This is a genomic window from Streptomyces sp. NPDC046876 (assembly GCF_040645035.1).
In the GTDB taxonomy this organism is placed as follows: Bacteria; Actinomycetota; Actinomycetes; order Streptomycetales; family Streptomycetaceae; genus Streptomyces.
Genome location: NZ_JBEYXK010000013.1, coordinates 60,930 through 76,066, shown reverse-complemented (window position 1 = coordinate 76,066; position 15,137 = coordinate 60,930). Strand labels below are relative to the sequence as shown.

The window sequence follows — 15,137 nt, the reverse complement described above, 5'->3', positions numbered from 1 at the left end:
CGAGCGCTGCTGAACACGCCTCTGACCTGCGCCGTCCGCGGACGGGGCAGGTCAGAGGCGTGTTCAGAGCTCCGTGCGGAGCCGGAGCACCTCCGGCGGCGGGTGCCGGGTCGAGGTGTGCCGTACCTCCGCGGTCAGGGGCGGGTCCAGCGGGCAGTACGGGGTCTCCCCGAGCCCGATCGCGTTCACGGTGGGCCGGGAGCCCGCCACACCCGCCCCGGATCCCGCGACGCCTCCCGCACCCGACTCCGTCCCCGCCCCTGCTTCCGCCCGCGCCGCCAGCTCCGCGACCAGTTCCGCCCGCAGCCCGGCCGTCAGCGGGCTCGACAGCAGCGGCGTCTGGTCCCCGACGGGCAGGACCAGCACCAGCGCCTGGGGGCGGCGCGGGGTCCCGGTGTAGCCGATCACGGCCGCGTCCCGGACCTCGGTGTGCCGCAGCTTCTGCCAGCCGCGCCGGCCCGCCGGGTACGTCTGGTCCAGCCGTTTGACGACCAGCCCCTCGATGCCGCTGGCGGGCAGCGTCTCGTACCAGGTGGCGGCCAGCTCCGGATCGGTGGTCATCGGAACCGGCTGCAGCGGCGGCCCGAGCGGGAGCAGCAGGTCCACGAGGAGGGCGCGGCGGCGCTCGTACGGGCGCCCGCGCACGTCGAGCCCGGCCAGCTCGAGCACGTCGAAGGCCGCGTACGAGGCCGGCAGGCTCTGGGCGAGCACGGCGGCCCGCGCGGCGGTCGCGGCGGCGCGGCGCTGGACGAGGGCGAAGTCGGTGCGGCCCGCGTTCCAGACGACCACCTCGCCGTCGAGGACGGTGTCGGCGGGCAGCTGCCGGGCCGCCGCGGCCAGATCGGGGAACGCGCTGGTCACGATGCGGCCGGAGCGTGCCTGGAGCACCACGTCGACGGCGGTGCGGACGACGACGAGCCGGTGGCCGTCGAACTTCGGCTCGTACGCCAGGCCCGCCGCGCGCGGCAGGGTCCGTACGGAGGCGGCGAGGGCGACGCGGATCATGGCCGGGCCTTGGGGTGTGCGGGGAGCCGGTGGGCCCGGTCGGGGTCGGTCAGCGGGGCGAAGAGGTCGCCGTGCCGCTCCAGCCGGGGCGGGATGTCGTCGGCGAGGAAGACCAGGTCGGCGGGGGTGCCGCAGGCCTCGACCTCGTCCCAGGAAACGGGCGCGGAGACGGCCGGCCGGGCCCGCGCGCGCAGCGTGTAGGGCGCGGCGGTGGTCTTGGCGGCGGCGTTCTGGCTGTGGTCGACGAAGACCTTGCCGGGGCGCAGCGCCTTGGCCATGCGGTGCACGACGAGGTCGGGGAGGGTGCGCTCGGCCTCCTGGGCGAGGGCCTTGGCGTACGCGGACACGCGCGCGGACGGGGTCGGCTCCAGGGGCACGGACAGGTGCAGGCCCTTGGCTCCGGAGGTCTTGGGGTAGGCGTCGAGGCCGTCGGCGGCGAGGCGTTCGCGCAGCCAGAGCGCGGCGGCGCAGCATTCGACGACGGTGGCGGGCGGGCCGGGGTCGAGGTCGAGGATCATGCGGTCGGCGACGGCCGGACTGCCCGCGGGCCACTGGTGGACGTGGAACTCGACGACCAGGTTGGCGGCCCACATCAGGGAGGGCAGGTCCGCGACGACCACCTGTTCGGCCGAGGGGTCCTCGGAGCGGGGCACCGGGGCGGTTTTCACCCAGGCGGGTGTACCGGGCGGCGGATTCTTCGTGAAGAAGAGCTGGCCGTCCGGGCCGTCGGGATAGCGCAGGAACGACACCGGCCGGTTGTGGATGTGGGCCAGCAGCGGACCGGCGACGGTGGCGTAGTAGTGCAGCACCTCGCCCTTGGTGAAGCCGGACTCGGGGTAGAGGACCTTGTCCAGATTGCTGAGCGAGATGCGACGCCCCTCCACCATGGTGATCGGCGTCATACGATGAGACTGCCATGAAACGGGAGGAACCGTGCGATCCATCTGGAACGGGGCCATCTCCTTCGGCCTGGTCAGCATTCCCATCAAGCTCGTGAACGCCACGGAGAGCCACTCGATCTCCTTCCGGCAGATCCACCTCGAGGACGGCGGACGGATCCGCTACCGCAAGGTGTGCGAGCTGGACGGCGAGGAGGTGCCGGGCGCCGAGATCGGCAAGGGGTACGAGGAGCCGGACGGCTCGATCATCCCGATCACGGACGAGGACCTGGCGCAGCTGCCGATCGCGACGGCGAAGACGATCGAGATCGTGTCGTTCGTCCCGGCCGACGAGATCGACCCGCTGCAGATGGACGCGGCGTACTACCTCGCCGCGAACGGGGCCACGGCCGCCAAGCCGTACACGCTGCTGCGGGAGGCGCTCAAGCGGAGCCGCCGGGTCGCGATCGCCAAGTACGCACTGCGGGGGCGCGAACGGCTCGGCATGCTGCGGGTCGTCGACGACGTGATCGCCATGCACGGCCTGCTGTGGCCGGACGAGATCCGGGTGCCGGAGGGGGTGGCCCCGGAGGCGACGGTGCAGGTGCGGGATGCGGAGCTGGACCTGGCGGACGCGCTGATGGCGACGCTGGGCGAGGTGGAGATGTCGTCGCTGCGGGACGAGTACCGCGAGGCGGTCGAGGCGATGATCGAGGCCAAGGCGGGCGGCGCGTTCGAGCCGCCGTCGGAGGCGGCGGTCGAGCCGGCCGGGGGCAAGGTCATCGACCTGATGGCGGCCCTGGAGAAGAGCGTCCGGGCCGCGAAGGCGTCGCGGGGGGCGGGGGCGGAAGCGGGCGAGGCGGACACGGGTGAGGCGGAGGTGAGGCCGATCCGCCGCAAGAGCGCGGCGGCGGCCCCGAAGGCGGTGGGCGGCAAGAAGTCGACGGCGGCGACGGCGAAGAAGAAGGCGGCGGCCGGCGGGGGCGGCGGCGGGGCCGGCACGACGAGGAAGTCGACGTCGGCCGCAACGAAGACGGCGGCGGCGTCCACGCCCCGGAAGGCCGCCACGAAGTCCACGGCAAAGACGGCGAAGGCAGCAAAGTCAGCCCAGCCGGCGAAGACGGCAAAGACAGCCACGGCCGCCGCGAAGAAGGCAACCCCGCGCAAGCGGACGTCGGCGTGAGGGGGCGGGGTGCCTCGGGCGGGGGGTGGGGGCGGGTTCCGCGGAAGGGGCCGGCGGATGGCTGGGCGGGAGCCTGGGGTGACGGGGTCACGGTGGGGCGGGGTCGGGGAGTGTCCGGGGGCGTCCCGGCCGCCCATTGTCCTTTCGGTTCGCGCCGGCCCGTCAAGGGCGCTCCCTGCGGTCGCGTCGCTTCGCGATGGCCTACGGCCACCCTTGACAGCCCGACACGAACCGAAATGCCAAAGCGCTGCCGGGAAGCCCCCGAAGGATGGCCAGGGGGTCAAGTCCAGCCCCAGCCCTCGTCAAAGAGGGCCATCCGGGTTCCGAAGTGCAGAATCCTTCCTCCCCACATCACCACCCCCGCCCGGCACCGGGCATCCGGGTAGCCGAGCCCCCAAGGCCCGCCTGAGACGCATCTCCGCAGCCGAGGGGCTCCAACCTGCACCAGACATCGAGAAAATGGCTGCCAGGAGCGGGGAGACGCCCCGAGATCGCTACGCGCTCCTCTCTCCTCGGCGTCCGGCCGCCGTCTGGGGCTGGTAGCGCAACAGATCGCTACGTGGCCCCTCATTTCTCAGCGCCCGACGGCCGTCGGGGGGCTCGTTGACGCAACAGACCGCTGCCAGCAGCGGGCAGACCGGCGTCCGACTCCGGTACCCGGCCGTCGCATGCCGCCACCTGCCGCGCCTACCGGCCACGGACGACCGTCCGACGCGATCTCTCGCGTCGTCCAGCCCAAGACGGCCGCCGGACGCCGAGACGTGCGGGACCGTGTAGCGATCAGTTGCGCTATCAGCCACAGACGGCGGCCGGACGCCGAGAAATGAGGAGCGCGTAGCGATCTGGGGCGTCTCCCCGCTCCTGGCGGTCATCTCATCGAAGGCTGGTGCGGGTTGGAGCCCCTCGGCTGCGGGATGCGTCTCATGGCGGCCCTGGAGGCTCGGCTTCCCGGATGCTCGGCGGTGGGGAGGGGTGGTGGTCCTGGGTGGAACGATTCTGCACATCGGGGCCCGGGCTGCGCTCTCTGACGAGAGGCCTCCCTTGTCGTGACCCCCTGGCCATCCTTCGGGGGCTTCCCGGCAGCTCTTTGGCATTTCGGGGCGGGCCGGGCTGTCAAGGGTGGCCGTAGGCCATCGCGAAGCGACGCGACCGCAGGGAGCGCCCTTGACGGGCCGGCGCGAACCGAAAGGACAATGGGCGGCCGGGACGCCCCCGGACACTCCCCGACCCCGCCCCACCGTGACCCCGTTCCCACGAGGCACCGCCCAACAGGCCGGACCCGTCCCAGGAATCGACCCTGCCCCTACCGCCCCCGCCAACAGGCCGGACCCGTCCCGGGGCGCTCCCCCTACCGCCCCCGCCACGTTCGGAGGTCGCGGGCCTGGGTGTGGAGGGCTTCCACGTCCGGGGGTTTGAGGGTGGTCGGGGTTGCGGCCAGGGCTGTGGCGGCGGTTTCCGGGTCCAGGATGCGGATGTCTCGTACTGTCGGGGCGACGTCGATGCGGGACGCGTCGACCAGGGCCAGGGCCGGGCTGACCGGGGCCGTCAGGGCGCGGCTCGCCGCAGCCGCCGCGCGGCGGATCCAGCGCGGGTCGGGATGGGGTTCGGTCCGGCCCACCGTGAGCAGGAGGTCGCCGACGGCGGCGCGCTGGCGGCGGCCCGGGATGCTGCGGATGCACAGGATCCCGCCCGGGCCGATCAGCAGGTGGTCGATGAGGCCGAGGCCGGGGAGCGGCACGCAGTGGACGACGCGCCAGCCGTCGGATTCGAGGGCGTCGAGGAGGTCGCCCATGCGCTGCTGGGCGGTGAGTTCCTGGCGCAGCCGGTGCCGGGCTCTGGTGCCCGCCGAGCCGTGGGCCAGTTCGCCGAGGAGGGTTTCGCCCGGCCGGTTCGGGGCCAGGTCCTCGTCGGGCGGGAGCGTCAGGCGGCGCAGGTCGGCGGCGGTGGGGACGGGCGGCGGGCCGACCGTCCAGGTGCCGCTCAGGTACGGGCGCAGCGCCTTCAGCACCGCTTCGCGGTGCTGGTCGCCGAGCACGCTGATCCGGTTGGTCTGCCGGTCGTACCAGGCCACGGCCTGGCCGTCCGGCAGGTTCACGTAGAGCCGGCCGCGGCCGGGGCGACCGCTCGGCATCACTGTGAGTCCCCGCATGGACCTCACCCCCCGCCGTCCATGGGAGCAGCCCGGGCGGCTCGCGGCAATCCCCCTGTGGGGTTCTCGGTCGGTGCGCCTCTGCGTAACGGCTTCTACGGAAGTCTGAAGGGTTTCTGTTACACGCTCATCGCGGTACCGCAACGGCGGCCACCTACGTTGGTCCCTCCTGATACGTCGGACAGCCGAAGGACTTCACGTGAGCACCCTCCGCCGCCGCACTCTCGTTCGCGCCGCCGCCGTGACCGCCTGTGCCGGTGGTCTGCTGGCGCTGCCCGCGGCCGCGGCCCTCGCCGACGGGGTGCCGGCCGCGTCGGCGGCGCACTCCGTGCCGCGGACGCTGGTCAAGACGCTCGCCCTCGCGGACGGGGTCTCCCGGGCGAACGTCTACCGCGCGGGGAGCGGCTTCCAGGCCGACATCCTGGGTGCCGACGGATCCAGGGCCGCCACGCTGACCAGCCGGGACGGCGTTGCGGGCGTCGGCGGCAGCGGTGAGCTGCACGCCGCGCTCCAGCCCGACGGGCGGCTGTCGTCCTGGGTCGGCGACGTGGCCGTCCACGGCGGTACGCGCGGGGGCGACGGCTACAAGACGGCGACGCGGGACGGGAAGGTGGCCACGGCCACGGCCTCGGCCGCGCGGCCGGAGGTGCGGATGGCTGCCGCCGGGACCGCGGGGGCGCTGCACCTGGAGGCGCTGGCCGAGGGGCCGGGTGAGGGTGTGCTGCTGCTGGCGGCCGGCGGGAGCATGGCGGCCGTGGGTGCCGCGGGGCTGGGCTTCGCGATGCTGCGGCGCGGGCGTACCGAGGGCTGACGCTCCCGGACCCGGTGGGCCCCGCTCCCGGCCCCCTGCCGTCCCTGGCCCGCCGGGCCCGGCCCGGCTGTCGGCGGCGGCCCGAGGCGCGGCCAGGCCCCGTGCCCGGCCGGGCGGGGTCCCCTGGGGCTCCGCCCCAGACCCCGCGCCTCAAACGCCGGCGAGGCTTAAATCGCCGACCCCCCGCCCGCTTGCAAAGCGGGGTGGGCCGAGCCAGCAACCGTCGGCCGGGCGACGGCACGCCAAACCGCGGCGGCCCCGAGGCGCACCCAGACCCCGTGCCCGGCCGGGCGGCGTCCCCTGGGCTCCGCCCCAGACCGCGCGCCTCAAACGCCGGCGAGGCTGAAATCGCCGACCCCCGCTCGGAAAGCGGGCGGTGGGAATGGCGCCCTCCCGGGCCGGGATGCCCCCACCTGCGGCGCGGGGTGCCCAGCCGGGCGGTCGGAATCGTCGAGGGGCTGAACGGTGGTGGCTACGGCTGCGGGGTCGGCTTCGTCCAGGGCCAGCGGGGTTTTGGTTTGCGGCCGCCGGGGACGTGGGTGTACTTCCAGCCCTTCTGGAGGTGGAGCCGCTTGGAGTAGCCCGACGGGACCCGTTCGTACAGCAGGATCGTCGGCGGGCCGCCGTCCGGGTCCGGGACCGGGATCTCGTACCACTTCGGCGGGTGGCCGGTCGGGCCGACGAGGATCGGGAGGACTCGGCCGTCCATGGGGCCGCCCTCGAAGGGGGTGGGTTCGCTTCTCACCCCGCCAGTGTCACAGCAGGTGGGCGGCCTCGGAGACCACCGGGATCACACGTCGGGCCAGCACCCCGGCCGGCCCGTCGGGCGGTTCCAGGGCGAGGGCGGCGCGGGCGTGGGCCGCGGTCTCCGGGTCGGTGGCGGCCGTGGCGGCCAGCAGGGCTATGAACTGGTCCACCAGCCAGTCCCGCAGGGTGCCCGCGTCGGGCTGTTTGCCCTCGTCGATCCACATGAGGGAGGCGGCCTCGACGGCCGTGATCCACGTCCGGACCATCATCCGCAGCCGCGGGCCGGGGGAGGCCGCCGAGAGGTGGAGCAGGATCTGGCCGGCGGCGGCGCGCCGGATGCCGTCGACCGTGGCCGTCGTACGGGAGGTCTCCACGACGCTGCCGCCCTGCAGGAGCGCGGCGAAGCCGGTGTCGTGCTCGTCGACGAAGGCCAGGTAGTGGTCCAGGGCCCGGGCCAGCCGCTGGGTCAGCGGCCCCGTCTGGGGCACGGCGAAGCACTGGTCCAGCAGGTCGGCCGCCGAGCGCAGCGCGGCCTCGTAGAGCTGCTGTTTGCCGCCGGGGAAGTAGCGGTACACCAGGGGCCGTGAGACGCCGGCCGCCTCGGCGACGTCGTCGAGCGAGACCTCCTCCGGCGCGCGGTGCGCGAACAGCGACAGGGCCGCGTCGAGGAGTTGGGCCCGCCGCTCCTCGACGCTCAGCCTGCGGTACGCGGGTGCGGTCATGTCCGCAGGGTAGCCGCACCGGCCGGGCTTCAGGCCAGGAGTCCCGAGCTCCGCCACAGCCGGCGGCCCGCCCCGCGCAGGACGCCGATGTCGTCGAGGAAGTCGGTGAGCCGCTTGGCGCCGGTCTGCATGACCTCGCGGCGGTGACCGCTGGCCTTGACCTGGGCGACGGCCTCGCGCCGGTCGAGGCCGACGTTGTCGTAGACCCGGGGGTTGACGAAGGCCAGGGAGAAGACGCGGGCGGCCTCGCCGCAGCTGATGCGGGTGAGCTCCTGCTCCCAGCGCGGGGCGGTCACCATCTGGCGGCGCAGTTCCTCGCGGGCGTAGCGGACGTGGCGGGCCTCCTCGATGACGTGGATGCGGGTGACGCCGCGGACCAGCGGCTGGATGCGCTCGTCGGGGAAGGTCAGGCGCTGCATCCAGTCGAGGATCTCCTCGCCGAGGAGGGTGCAGGCGAAGGAGCCGGGGGTGGTGGAGACGGTCTTGAGGATGCGGGCGAGGTTGTGGTTGAGGCGGGAGACCGGGTAGGCGGGGGCTCCGGCCTTCTGGATCATGCGGGCGAACATCATCGAGTGGCGGCACTCGTCGGCGATCTCGGTGAGTGCGTAGCGGACGTGATTGCTGGTCAGGGACTTGTCGTAGATGTGGCGGACCAGCAGCTGCATGAGGATGATCTCGAACCAGATGCCGAGGGAGGCGAGCGAGGCGGCCTCGTGGCGGGAGAGGTCGATGCGCTGCTCCTCGCCCATCCGCTTCCACAGCGGGGTGTCGTAGAGGGAGAGCAGCTCGGGGGGCCAGTAGTACGCCCCGTCGACCGGCGGGGCGTCCCAGTCGAGCTCCTTGTCGGGGTCGAAGGAGTGCTTGGCCGAGGATTCGAGCAGGCGTGCGGCGATCTGCTCGCGGTCCTTGAGGAGGCCGAGGGCGTCCTGGAGGACCCGGTGGTCCGGATCCGTGCGGTCGGTCGTGGTCGTCATGGCGGGGCACCTCGCCCTGGTTCCGGGGTGGGTGGGGGTCGCCGGGCGCGGTCCCGGGGAGTCCCCTCCTGCGGTCACCAGTTATGAGACTGCTTGTCAGCAAGACCGTCAATCCCCTGCGCGCCACTTGTTGACCCTGCGTCTACCAAGTGGCACGGTGCCAACCATCCAGTCCTGTACGGAAGTACACGAGGCGAGGGGGCGTCAGTGTCGACGCACGATCTCTACACCGCGGCCCCGGGCGAGGACGTCTGGCAGATCCCTGCCACCGGAGCCGCCCGGTTCAGCTGGGAGTACGCCGAGGGCCGCGAACGGCTCCTCGCCCTGTACCAGAAGGGCAAGGACAAGCAGTGGGACGGCGCCAAGCGCATCGACTGGGACCTCGAGGTGGACCCGCACGATCCGCTCGGCACCCCGGACGAGGCCCTGACCCTCCACGGCACGCGGTACTGGCCGAAACTCACCGAGAAGGACAAGGGCGACCTGCGCCGGCACTACGCCTCCTGGAACTTCAGCCAGTTCCTGCACGGCGAGCAGGGCGCGATGGTGTGCGCCGCCCGCATCGTGGAGTCCGTACCCGACCTCGACGCCAAGTTCTACTCCGCCACGCAGACCATGGACGAGGCCCGGCACGCCGAGGTGTTCGGGCGGTTCCTGCACGAGAAGGTCGGGATGCTCTACCCGATCAACGACAGCCTGCAGGGGCTGCTCGGGGACACGCTCCGCGACGCCCGCTGGGACATGCCGTACCTCGGCATGCAGGTGCTCATCGAAGGGCTGGCGCTCGCCGCCTTCGGGATGATCCGCGACACGACCGACAAGCCGCTGCCCAAGCAGATCCTGGCGTACGTGATGCAGGACGAGGCACGGCACGTCGCCTTCGGGCGGATGGCGCTGCGCGACTACTACCGGCAGCTCACCGACGCCGAGCTGCGCGAGCGCGAGGAGTTCGTGATCGAGGGCTGCCACCTGATGCGGGACCGGCTGCGCGGCGTGGAGGTGCTGGAGAACTTCGGGATCCCGCGGCGGGAGGCGGAGGAGTTCAGCGAGCAGTCCGAGTTCCTGCACCTGTTCCGCAGGCTGCTGTTCAGCCGGATCGTGCCGTGCGTCAAGGACATCGGGCTGTGGGGGCCCCGACTGCAGAAGGCCTACCTGGACATGGGGGTCTTCGAGATGGGCGACGCCAACCTCGACCAGCTGATGAGCCAGGACGAGGAGATCGCCGAGGCCCTCGACCGCGAGCGGTTCGCGGCCGAGGAGGCGGCGCGGGCGGCGGAGGTGTCCGCCGTCATCGCCGAGGGCGGCGCAGCCGGCCCGGCACAGCAATAGCCGCCGCGGCGGGGCGGCCCTACTCCCCCGGCGGCGGGAAGGGCGTGCGCAGGGTGAAGGCGTACGGGGTCGGGCCGTGCTCCCGCAAGTGGGCCAGGCGCTCCCCCGCCTCCGCAACGGTGGGCCGGACCCCCGCCTGGACCCACCACACGACGGTGGCCGCGTCGGTGAGCGGCTCGAACCACTCGCGGCGGCGCGACATCAGCTTGCGGTGCAGTCCCTCGTACATGAACGCGGTCAGTGCCTCGGCGTCCCGCCAGACGGAGAGGTTGACCATCAGCGAGTCGTCGCCGTCCAGGCGCAGGGCGGTGGCGTTGCCGGAGTCGTCCTGGAGCCGCCAGACGAACCCGTCGGCGGCGTCGGCAACGGCGTTGACGGGATCCAGCCCGTCCATGAAGTCCTTGAATTCGAGGGCGTCGGCTGCGTACTTGGGGCGGGCTATGTTCAACTGCGCCAGTTCATAGGTCATGACGGTAGCGCTACCAGGCCGAAGCCGCCCTGTGCAGGGAATTTCACGGTGCGGACGGCGGGGCCGGACCGGGCTGGGCCGGCTCGGGTCGGGTCGGGTCGGACCGGGTCGTCCGGGCCGGCCCGGTCCGGGTCGGGTCGCCGGCGTGCGGCTGCCACGGCGCCCCGAACAAGGCGGACTGCATGACCGCGCGGGCGATGGGGGCCGCGGCGCTGTTGCCGCTGATGTCCCCGCGGGCGCCCCCCGCGTCCTCGACGACCACCGCGACCGCCACCCCCGGGAGCGGCGCGTGCGCGGCCCTGGCCCAGCCGATGAACCAGGCGTACGGGGTGCCCTTGTTGCCGACGCCGTGCTGGGCGGTGCCGGTCTTGCCGCCGACGACCGTGTGCGGGATGGCCGCGTTGCGCCCGGTCCCGTCCTGCACCACCTTCACCATCAGCTGCTGCAGCCGCAGCGCCGTCGCCGGGGTCATGGCCCGGCCCAGGGTGCGCCGGCCGCCGCGCCGGACCTGGGTGCCGTCGTCCTGGGTGGTCCGCTCCACCAGGTACGGGGCCTGCAGCTCGCCGCCGGCCGCGACGGCCGCGGCCACCATCGCCATCTGCAGCGGCGTGGCCGTGGTGTTGAACTGCCCGATCGCGGACAGGGCGAGCTGGTCGCCGCTCATGTCGGTGTCGAAGTTCGACCGCGACACCCACGCCGGGACGCGCAAGCCGTCGTCGTTGAACCCGAACCGGCGGGCCGCCTCCGCCATGCCGCGCAGCCCCACCTGAACGCCGATCTTCGCCATCACCGTGTTGCAGGACCACTGGACGGCCTCCGCCATCGAGGCGTCCCGGCAACCGGTGCCCGCGTTCGGCAGCAGCGTGCGGGTGCCGGGCAGCGGATAGGGGTCGGGGGTCTGCGTGGGCGCGTCCACGTCCGTGACCACGCCCGCGTCCAGGGCCGCGGCCGCCGTCACGATCTTGAACGTGGACCCCGGCGGGTAGGTCTCGCGCAGCGCGCGGTTCAGCATCGGCCGCGCCGGGTCCGCGTTCAGCCGGGCCCAGGCCGCGGCGACGGCCGGGCCGGTGCCGGAGAGTTCCGCCGGGTCGTACGAGGGGCTGCTGACCAGCGCGAGGATCCTGCCGGTGGCCGGCTCCAGCGCGGCCACCGCACCGCGCTTGCCGGCCAGCGCCGCGTACGCGGTCCGCTGGACGGCCGCCTTGACGGTGGTGTCGGCGTTCCCGCCGGGCGGGTGGCCGCGGGCGAGGTCGTACCAGAGCGGGAAGGCCGAGAGCGCGGGGTCGGAGCCCGAGAGGATCCCGTCCTCGGCGCGCTCCAGGAGGCTGGTCCCGTACGTCTGCGAGGAGAACCCGGTGACGGGCGCGTACAGCGGGCCGTTCGCGTACGTCCGCTCCCAGCGCAGCAGTTGGCCGCTGTCCCGGGATCCGGTCACCGGCCGCCCGTCGACCAGGATGTCGCCGCGCGGGCGGGCGTAGCGCTCGATGGCGGTGCGCTTGTTGGCCGGGTTCGCCCCGTACCCGGCGGCCTCCCAGACCTGCACCCGGGCCACGTTGACCAGCAGGACGGCGAGCAGCAGGGCGCAGAACCAGGCGCACCAGCGGATGTAGCGGATCACCCGGCGGCCCCGGGGACCGGCACCGCCGGTGCGGCGGCCGGGCGCGGCCTGCGGGCGCTGTCGCTGAGGCGGACCAGCAGGGCGACGATGATCCAGTTGGTGACGACGGAGGAGCCGCCCTGGGCGAGGAAGGGCATGGCCATGCCGGTCAGCGGGATCAGCCCGGTGACGCCGCCGGCGATGCCGAAGACCTGCAGGGCGACGATCGAGGCGAGGCCGGTGGCCAGCAGCCGCCCGAAGGGGTCGCGCAGCGCGAGGCCGGCGCGGAAGCCGCGGTGGACGAGGACCCCGTAGAGCAGCAGGATCGCGGTGAGCCCGACGAGGCCGAGCTCCTCGCCGGCGGTGGCGAGGATGAAGTCCGACTTGGCGGCGAAGCCGATGAGGAAGGACTGGCCGCGGCCGAGCCCGGCGCCGAGGAGCCCGCCGGCGCCGAAGGCGAACAGGGACTGGGCGAGCTGGCCGGGGCCCTCGCCGCGCTCGATGGAAGCGAAAGGATTCAGCCAGTCCTGCACCCGGCTGTGCACGTGGGGCTCCAGCATGCCCACCGCGTAGGCGCCGAGGGCGGCGAGGGCCAGCCCGACGGCGATCCAGCCGATCCGCCCGGTGGCGGTGAACAGCATGACCACGAACAGGCCGAAGAAGAGCAGGGAGGTGCCGAGGTCCCGCTCCAACACCAGCACTCCCACGCTGAGCAGCCAGATCGTCAGGATCGGGCCGAGGACCCGCCCGGGCAGGAGCCGCAGCGGCACCCGCAGCGGCAGCCACGGGAAGAGGCGGCGGCCGGTGAGGGCGAGGGCGGTGCGGTTCGCGGCGAGGTATGCGGCGAAGAAGACGGCGAGCAGGATCTTGGCGAACTCCCCCGGCTGGAAGGAGAGCCCGGCGAACCGGATCCAGATGTGGGCGCCGTTGACGGCCGGGAAGAACACCGGGACCAGCATCAGGGCCAGGGCCACCGCCACCGACAGGTAGGCGTAGCGCTGGAGCGCGCGGTGGTCGCGCAGCACGGCGACGGCGAGGACGAACAGGGCCAGCCCGAGGGCCGACCAGCGCAGCTGGCCCCCGGCGGCGGGATGGGCGGGGGCGGTCGCGTCGAGGCGCTGGATGAGGACGAGGCCGAGGCCGTTGAGCAGGAACGCGATCGGCAGCAGGACCGGGTCGGCGTACGGGGCCCGGAAGCGGACGGCGAGGTGGGCGAGGAGCGCGGCGGTGGCGAGGCCGGCGGCGAGGCGCCCGGCGGACGGCGGCAGATGGCCGGTGGTGGCGAGGCCGACGTGGAGGTGGCCGAGGAGGCAGAGGAGGACGGCCCCGGCGAGGAGCGTCAGCTCGGCCCCCCTGCCCCGGGGCGGGCAGGGGCCGGGCGGGGGCTGCGGGGTGGGGTCGCCCCCCGCCACCTCTGCCGTCAGAGCGGTCATACGGGAAACGTAGCAAGCAGGCGGGCGATATGTCCGGTGATGTCATAGTGTGCCGAAGAGTCGTCAGAAACGGTCAGGAGTGAGTGGGAGCCGCGGCACATGGGACCTGTGGAATTCATCGTCCTCGCCTTCCCGGAGGAGCAGTTGCGGGTGCCGGCGGTCGAGGCGGTGCTGGGGCTGCGGAAGACGGGGAACGTGCGGCTCATCGACGGCCTGGTGGCCACCAAGACCGCGCGCGGCGAGGTGCTGGCGGCCGAGTTCGACGAGTTCGTCGAACTGAAGGGGCTGCTGGCGCACCGGGAGGCTGCGCCGCTGATCGGGCCGGAGGACGTACGGGAGGCGGCCGAGCTGCTGGAGCGCGGGAGCTGCGCGCTGCTGCTGGTGGTGGAGCACGTGTGGGCGGAGGACGCGGCCAAGGCCGTACGGGCCGCGGGCGGCCGGATCGCCGGGTCGGTCCGGATCCCGGCCGAGCGGCTGGGGGTGGCCTGATGTTCATCCGCCCCGTCGGCCCGGTCGTCCACCCGTCCCGACGCCCTGCGGGGCGGCCGCTGCTGCGGGGGATCCTGGCGCGGGGGGCGTACGTGTGGGACGTGGCCCAGATCCCGGAGGCGGGGCCGCCGCCTGCGGGGGCGGGGGCCGGGGCCTGGCCGGCGGAGCCGGAGCCGGAGGCCGAGGCCGGGGCATGGCCCGCCGAGCCGGAGCCCGAGCCGGAGCCCGAGCCCGAGGCATGGGCCGCCGAGCCCGAGCCGGAGCCCGAGGCATGGGCCGCCGAGGCCGAGGCCCGCGCCGGTGCCGGCGGTGCCGGCGAGGCCTGGGACGCCGAGGAATGGGCCACCGAACCCGAGCCCCCAGCGGGCCCGCCCCCGCCGGCCCCGGCGCCACCGGTCCCGCCGGCGCCCGCCGGCCCGACTTCGGCCGGGGCCGGGTCCGGGGCCGCCGCCTGGCCCGCCGACCCCGCGGCCCCGGGGCGAGCCGCACGCCGCCGTCCTGCGGGCCCGGGCGGCACGGGCACCGGCGCGGGCGCCGGCGGGCCCGACCTCATGCTCCGGCTGGCGCAGCTGGCCGACCTCGCCCGCGAGGGCCTCCTGACCCCGGCGGAGTACGCCGCAGCCAAGTCCCGCCTCCTGAACCCATGACCGGCCCGCCCCCGACAGCCGGCCCGCCCCAGCGCCCCGCTGCGCGGAGCCTCTCCCCGCCCCGCCCTTTCACCGTTCCCCAGGACTCCGCCCCGGACCCCAGGGGGACTACGCACCCGTGACCCACCCGGCCCCGGCGGCGGGTTCCGCTGCGCGGAGCCTCTCCCCGCCCCGCCCTTTCACCGTTTCCCGGGGCTCCGCCCCGGACCCCCAGGGGTCGGCGCACCCCTGACCCACCCGGCCCGGCGGCCGGTCCCGCTGCGCGGACCACTCCCCGCCCCACCCTTCCACCGTTCCCCGGGGCCCAGACCCAACCGGCCCCGGCGGCGGTTCCGCTGCGCGGAGCCACTCCTCGCCTCGCCCTTCCACCGCTCCCCAGGGCTCCGCCCCGGACCCAGGGGCGCCGACCACCCCTGGCCCACCCGGCCCGGCGGCGGGTTCCGCTGCGCGGAGCCACTTCCCGCCCCACCCTTGCACCGCGCCGGGAGCCCTGCCCCCAGACCCCAGGGGCAGACGCCCCCTGACCCACACGCCCCGGCGGCGGGTCGGCAGCGCCGCTTCGGCGGAGCGCGCTCGGGGTTCGGGGCGGAGCCCCGAGAAACGGTGAAAGGGTGGGGCGGGGAGGGGCTCCGCGCAGCGGGCGGCGGGCGGCGGGCCGGTCTGGGTTCGGGTGCGCCGACTGGCGTTTCGGGGCGTGCGCCGCG

General features: G+C 74.3%; 14 protein-coding genes. 5 read left to right on the top strand and 9 right to left on the bottom strand.

The features are described 5' to 3' along the window. Positions 1-63: 63 nt before the first annotated feature. Together ABZ924_RS10790 and ligD are read right to left on the bottom strand one after the other, a co-directional pair. The gene (locus ABZ924_RS10790; RefSeq protein WP_361906780.1) at positions 64-1,005 is read right to left on the bottom strand and encodes an ATP-dependent DNA ligase; all 942 of its coding nucleotides are present in this window, start codon (positions 1,003-1,005) and stop codon (positions 64-66) included. Further along, the gene (gene ligD / locus ABZ924_RS10785) at positions 1,002-1,907 is read right to left on the bottom strand and encodes a non-homologous end-joining DNA ligase (RefSeq protein WP_361906778.1); all 906 of its coding nucleotides are present in this window, start codon (positions 1,905-1,907) and stop codon (positions 1,002-1,004) included. Before ligD ends, ABZ924_RS10790 begins: the two co-directional genes overlap by 4 nt. A gap of 31 nt (positions 1,908-1,938) precedes the next feature. On the opposite strand from ligD, the gene ABZ924_RS10780 reads away from it, so the two are divergent. Further along, positions 1,939-3,066 (top strand): Ku protein, encoded by a 1,128-nt coding sequence (locus ABZ924_RS10780; protein WP_361906776.1) that lies wholly within the window; start codon positions 1,939-1,941, stop codon positions 3,064-3,066. A 1,348-nt stretch (positions 3,067-4,414) separates the two neighbouring features. Here ABZ924_RS10780 and ABZ924_RS10775 read toward each other — a convergent pair. Next, the gene (locus ABZ924_RS10775; protein WP_361906774.1) at positions 4,415-5,215 is read right to left on the bottom strand and encodes a nuclease-related domain-containing protein; all 801 of its coding nucleotides are present in this window, start codon (positions 5,213-5,215) and stop codon (positions 4,415-4,417) included. Positions 5,216-5,414: 199 nt separating this feature from the next. On the opposite strand from ABZ924_RS10775, the gene ABZ924_RS10770 reads away from it, so the two are divergent. Continuing rightward, positions 5,415-6,026, top strand: coding sequence for a hypothetical protein (locus ABZ924_RS10770; RefSeq protein ID WP_361906772.1), 612 nt, complete (start codon positions 5,415-5,417; stop codon positions 6,024-6,026). Between the two features lie 472 nt (positions 6,027-6,498). On the opposite strand, the gene ABZ924_RS10765 is transcribed toward ABZ924_RS10770, so the two are convergent. From ABZ924_RS10765 to ABZ924_RS10755, 3 genes are read right to left on the bottom strand one after another with little or no spacing between them, the layout of a single operon-like run. Further along, on the bottom strand, positions 6,499-6,771 hold the full coding sequence (locus ABZ924_RS10765; protein WP_361906770.1) for a hypothetical protein: 273 nt from the start codon (positions 6,769-6,771) through the stop codon (positions 6,499-6,501). Positions 6,772-6,781: 10 nt separating this feature from the next. Then, positions 6,782-7,495, bottom strand: a complete 714-nt coding sequence (locus ABZ924_RS10760) for a helix-turn-helix domain-containing protein (RefSeq protein WP_361906768.1) — start codon at positions 7,493-7,495, stop codon at positions 6,782-6,784. 29 nt (positions 7,496-7,524) lie between these two features. Further along, entirely contained in the window at positions 7,525-8,469 is a 945-nt protein-coding gene (locus tag ABZ924_RS10755; protein WP_361906766.1) for a diiron oxygenase, read from the bottom strand. A gap of 207 nt (positions 8,470-8,676) precedes the next feature. Here ABZ924_RS10755 and ABZ924_RS10750 point away from each other — a divergent pair, with 207 nt between their 5' ends. Next, positions 8,677-9,798: a ferritin-like domain-containing protein gene (locus tag ABZ924_RS10750; RefSeq protein WP_361906764.1), complete on the top strand. Its 1,122-nt coding sequence runs from the start codon at positions 8,677-8,679 to the stop codon at positions 9,796-9,798. A gap of 19 nt (positions 9,799-9,817) precedes the next feature. Here ABZ924_RS10750 and ABZ924_RS10745 read toward each other — a convergent pair whose 3' ends face one another. Genes ABZ924_RS10745 through ABZ924_RS10735 form a run of 3 tightly spaced genes read right to left on the bottom strand, consistent with a single transcriptional unit; the run spans position 9,818 to position 13,297 of the window. Next, the gene (locus tag ABZ924_RS10745; RefSeq protein WP_361906762.1) at positions 9,818-10,267 is read right to left on the bottom strand and encodes a DUF3291 domain-containing protein; all 450 of its coding nucleotides are present in this window, start codon (positions 10,265-10,267) and stop codon (positions 9,818-9,820) included. Between the two features lie 43 nt (positions 10,268-10,310). Then, positions 10,311-11,885, bottom strand: coding sequence for a penicillin-binding transpeptidase domain-containing protein (locus ABZ924_RS10740; protein WP_361906760.1), 1,575 nt, complete (start codon positions 11,883-11,885; stop codon positions 10,311-10,313). Beyond that, positions 11,882-13,297 (bottom strand): FtsW/RodA/SpoVE family cell cycle protein, encoded by a 1,416-nt coding sequence (locus ABZ924_RS10735; protein ID WP_361906758.1) that lies wholly within the window; start codon positions 13,295-13,297, stop codon positions 11,882-11,884. Before ABZ924_RS10735 ends, ABZ924_RS10740 begins: the two co-directional genes overlap by 4 nt. 99 nt (positions 13,298-13,396) lie before the next feature. Between ABZ924_RS10735 and ABZ924_RS10730 the strand changes: the two genes are divergently transcribed. Both ABZ924_RS10730 and ABZ924_RS10725 read left to right on the top strand, forming a co-directional pair. Next, positions 13,397-13,786 (top strand): DUF6325 family protein, encoded by a 390-nt coding sequence (locus tag ABZ924_RS10730; protein ID WP_361906756.1) that lies wholly within the window; start codon positions 13,397-13,399, stop codon positions 13,784-13,786. Further along, entirely contained in the window at positions 13,786-14,433 is a 648-nt protein-coding gene (locus tag ABZ924_RS10725; RefSeq protein WP_361906754.1) for a hypothetical protein, read from the top strand. Before ABZ924_RS10730 ends, ABZ924_RS10725 begins: the two co-directional genes overlap by 1 nt. Positions 14,434-15,137 lie beyond the last annotated feature (704 nt).

Bases quoted from the DNA above. Each gene is read 5' to 3' on its own strand.
- ABZ924_RS10790 (WP_361906780.1), bottom strand. From the start codon at position 1,005: ATGATCCGCGTCGCCCTCGCCGCCTCCGTACGGACCCTGCCGCGCGCG.
- ligD (WP_361906778.1), bottom strand. From the start codon at position 1,907: ATGACGCCGATCACCATGGTGGAGGGGCGTCGCATCTCGCTCAGCAAT.
- ABZ924_RS10775 (WP_361906774.1), bottom strand. From the start codon at position 5,215: ATGCGGGGACTCACAGTGATGCCGAGCGGTCGCCCCGGCCGCGGCCGG.
- ABZ924_RS10760 (WP_361906768.1), bottom strand. From the start codon at position 7,495: ATGACCGCACCCGCGTACCGCAGGCTGAGCGTCGAGGAGCGGCGGGCC.
- ABZ924_RS10755 (WP_361906766.1), bottom strand. From the start codon at position 8,469: ATGACGACCACGACCGACCGCACGGATCCGGACCACCGGGTCCTCCAG.
- ABZ924_RS10745 (WP_361906762.1), bottom strand. From the start codon at position 10,267: ATGACCTATGAACTGGCGCAGTTGAACATAGCCCGCCCCAAGTACGCA.
- ABZ924_RS10735 (WP_361906758.1), bottom strand. From the start codon at position 13,297: ATGACCGCTCTGACGGCAGAGGTGGCGGGGGGCGACCCCACCCCGCAG.
- ABZ924_RS10730 (WP_361906756.1), top strand. From the start codon at position 13,397: ATGGGACCTGTGGAATTCATCGTCCTCGCCTTCCCGGAGGAGCAGTTG.
- ABZ924_RS10725 (WP_361906754.1), top strand. From the start codon at position 13,786: ATGTTCATCCGCCCCGTCGGCCCGGTCGTCCACCCGTCCCGACGCCCT.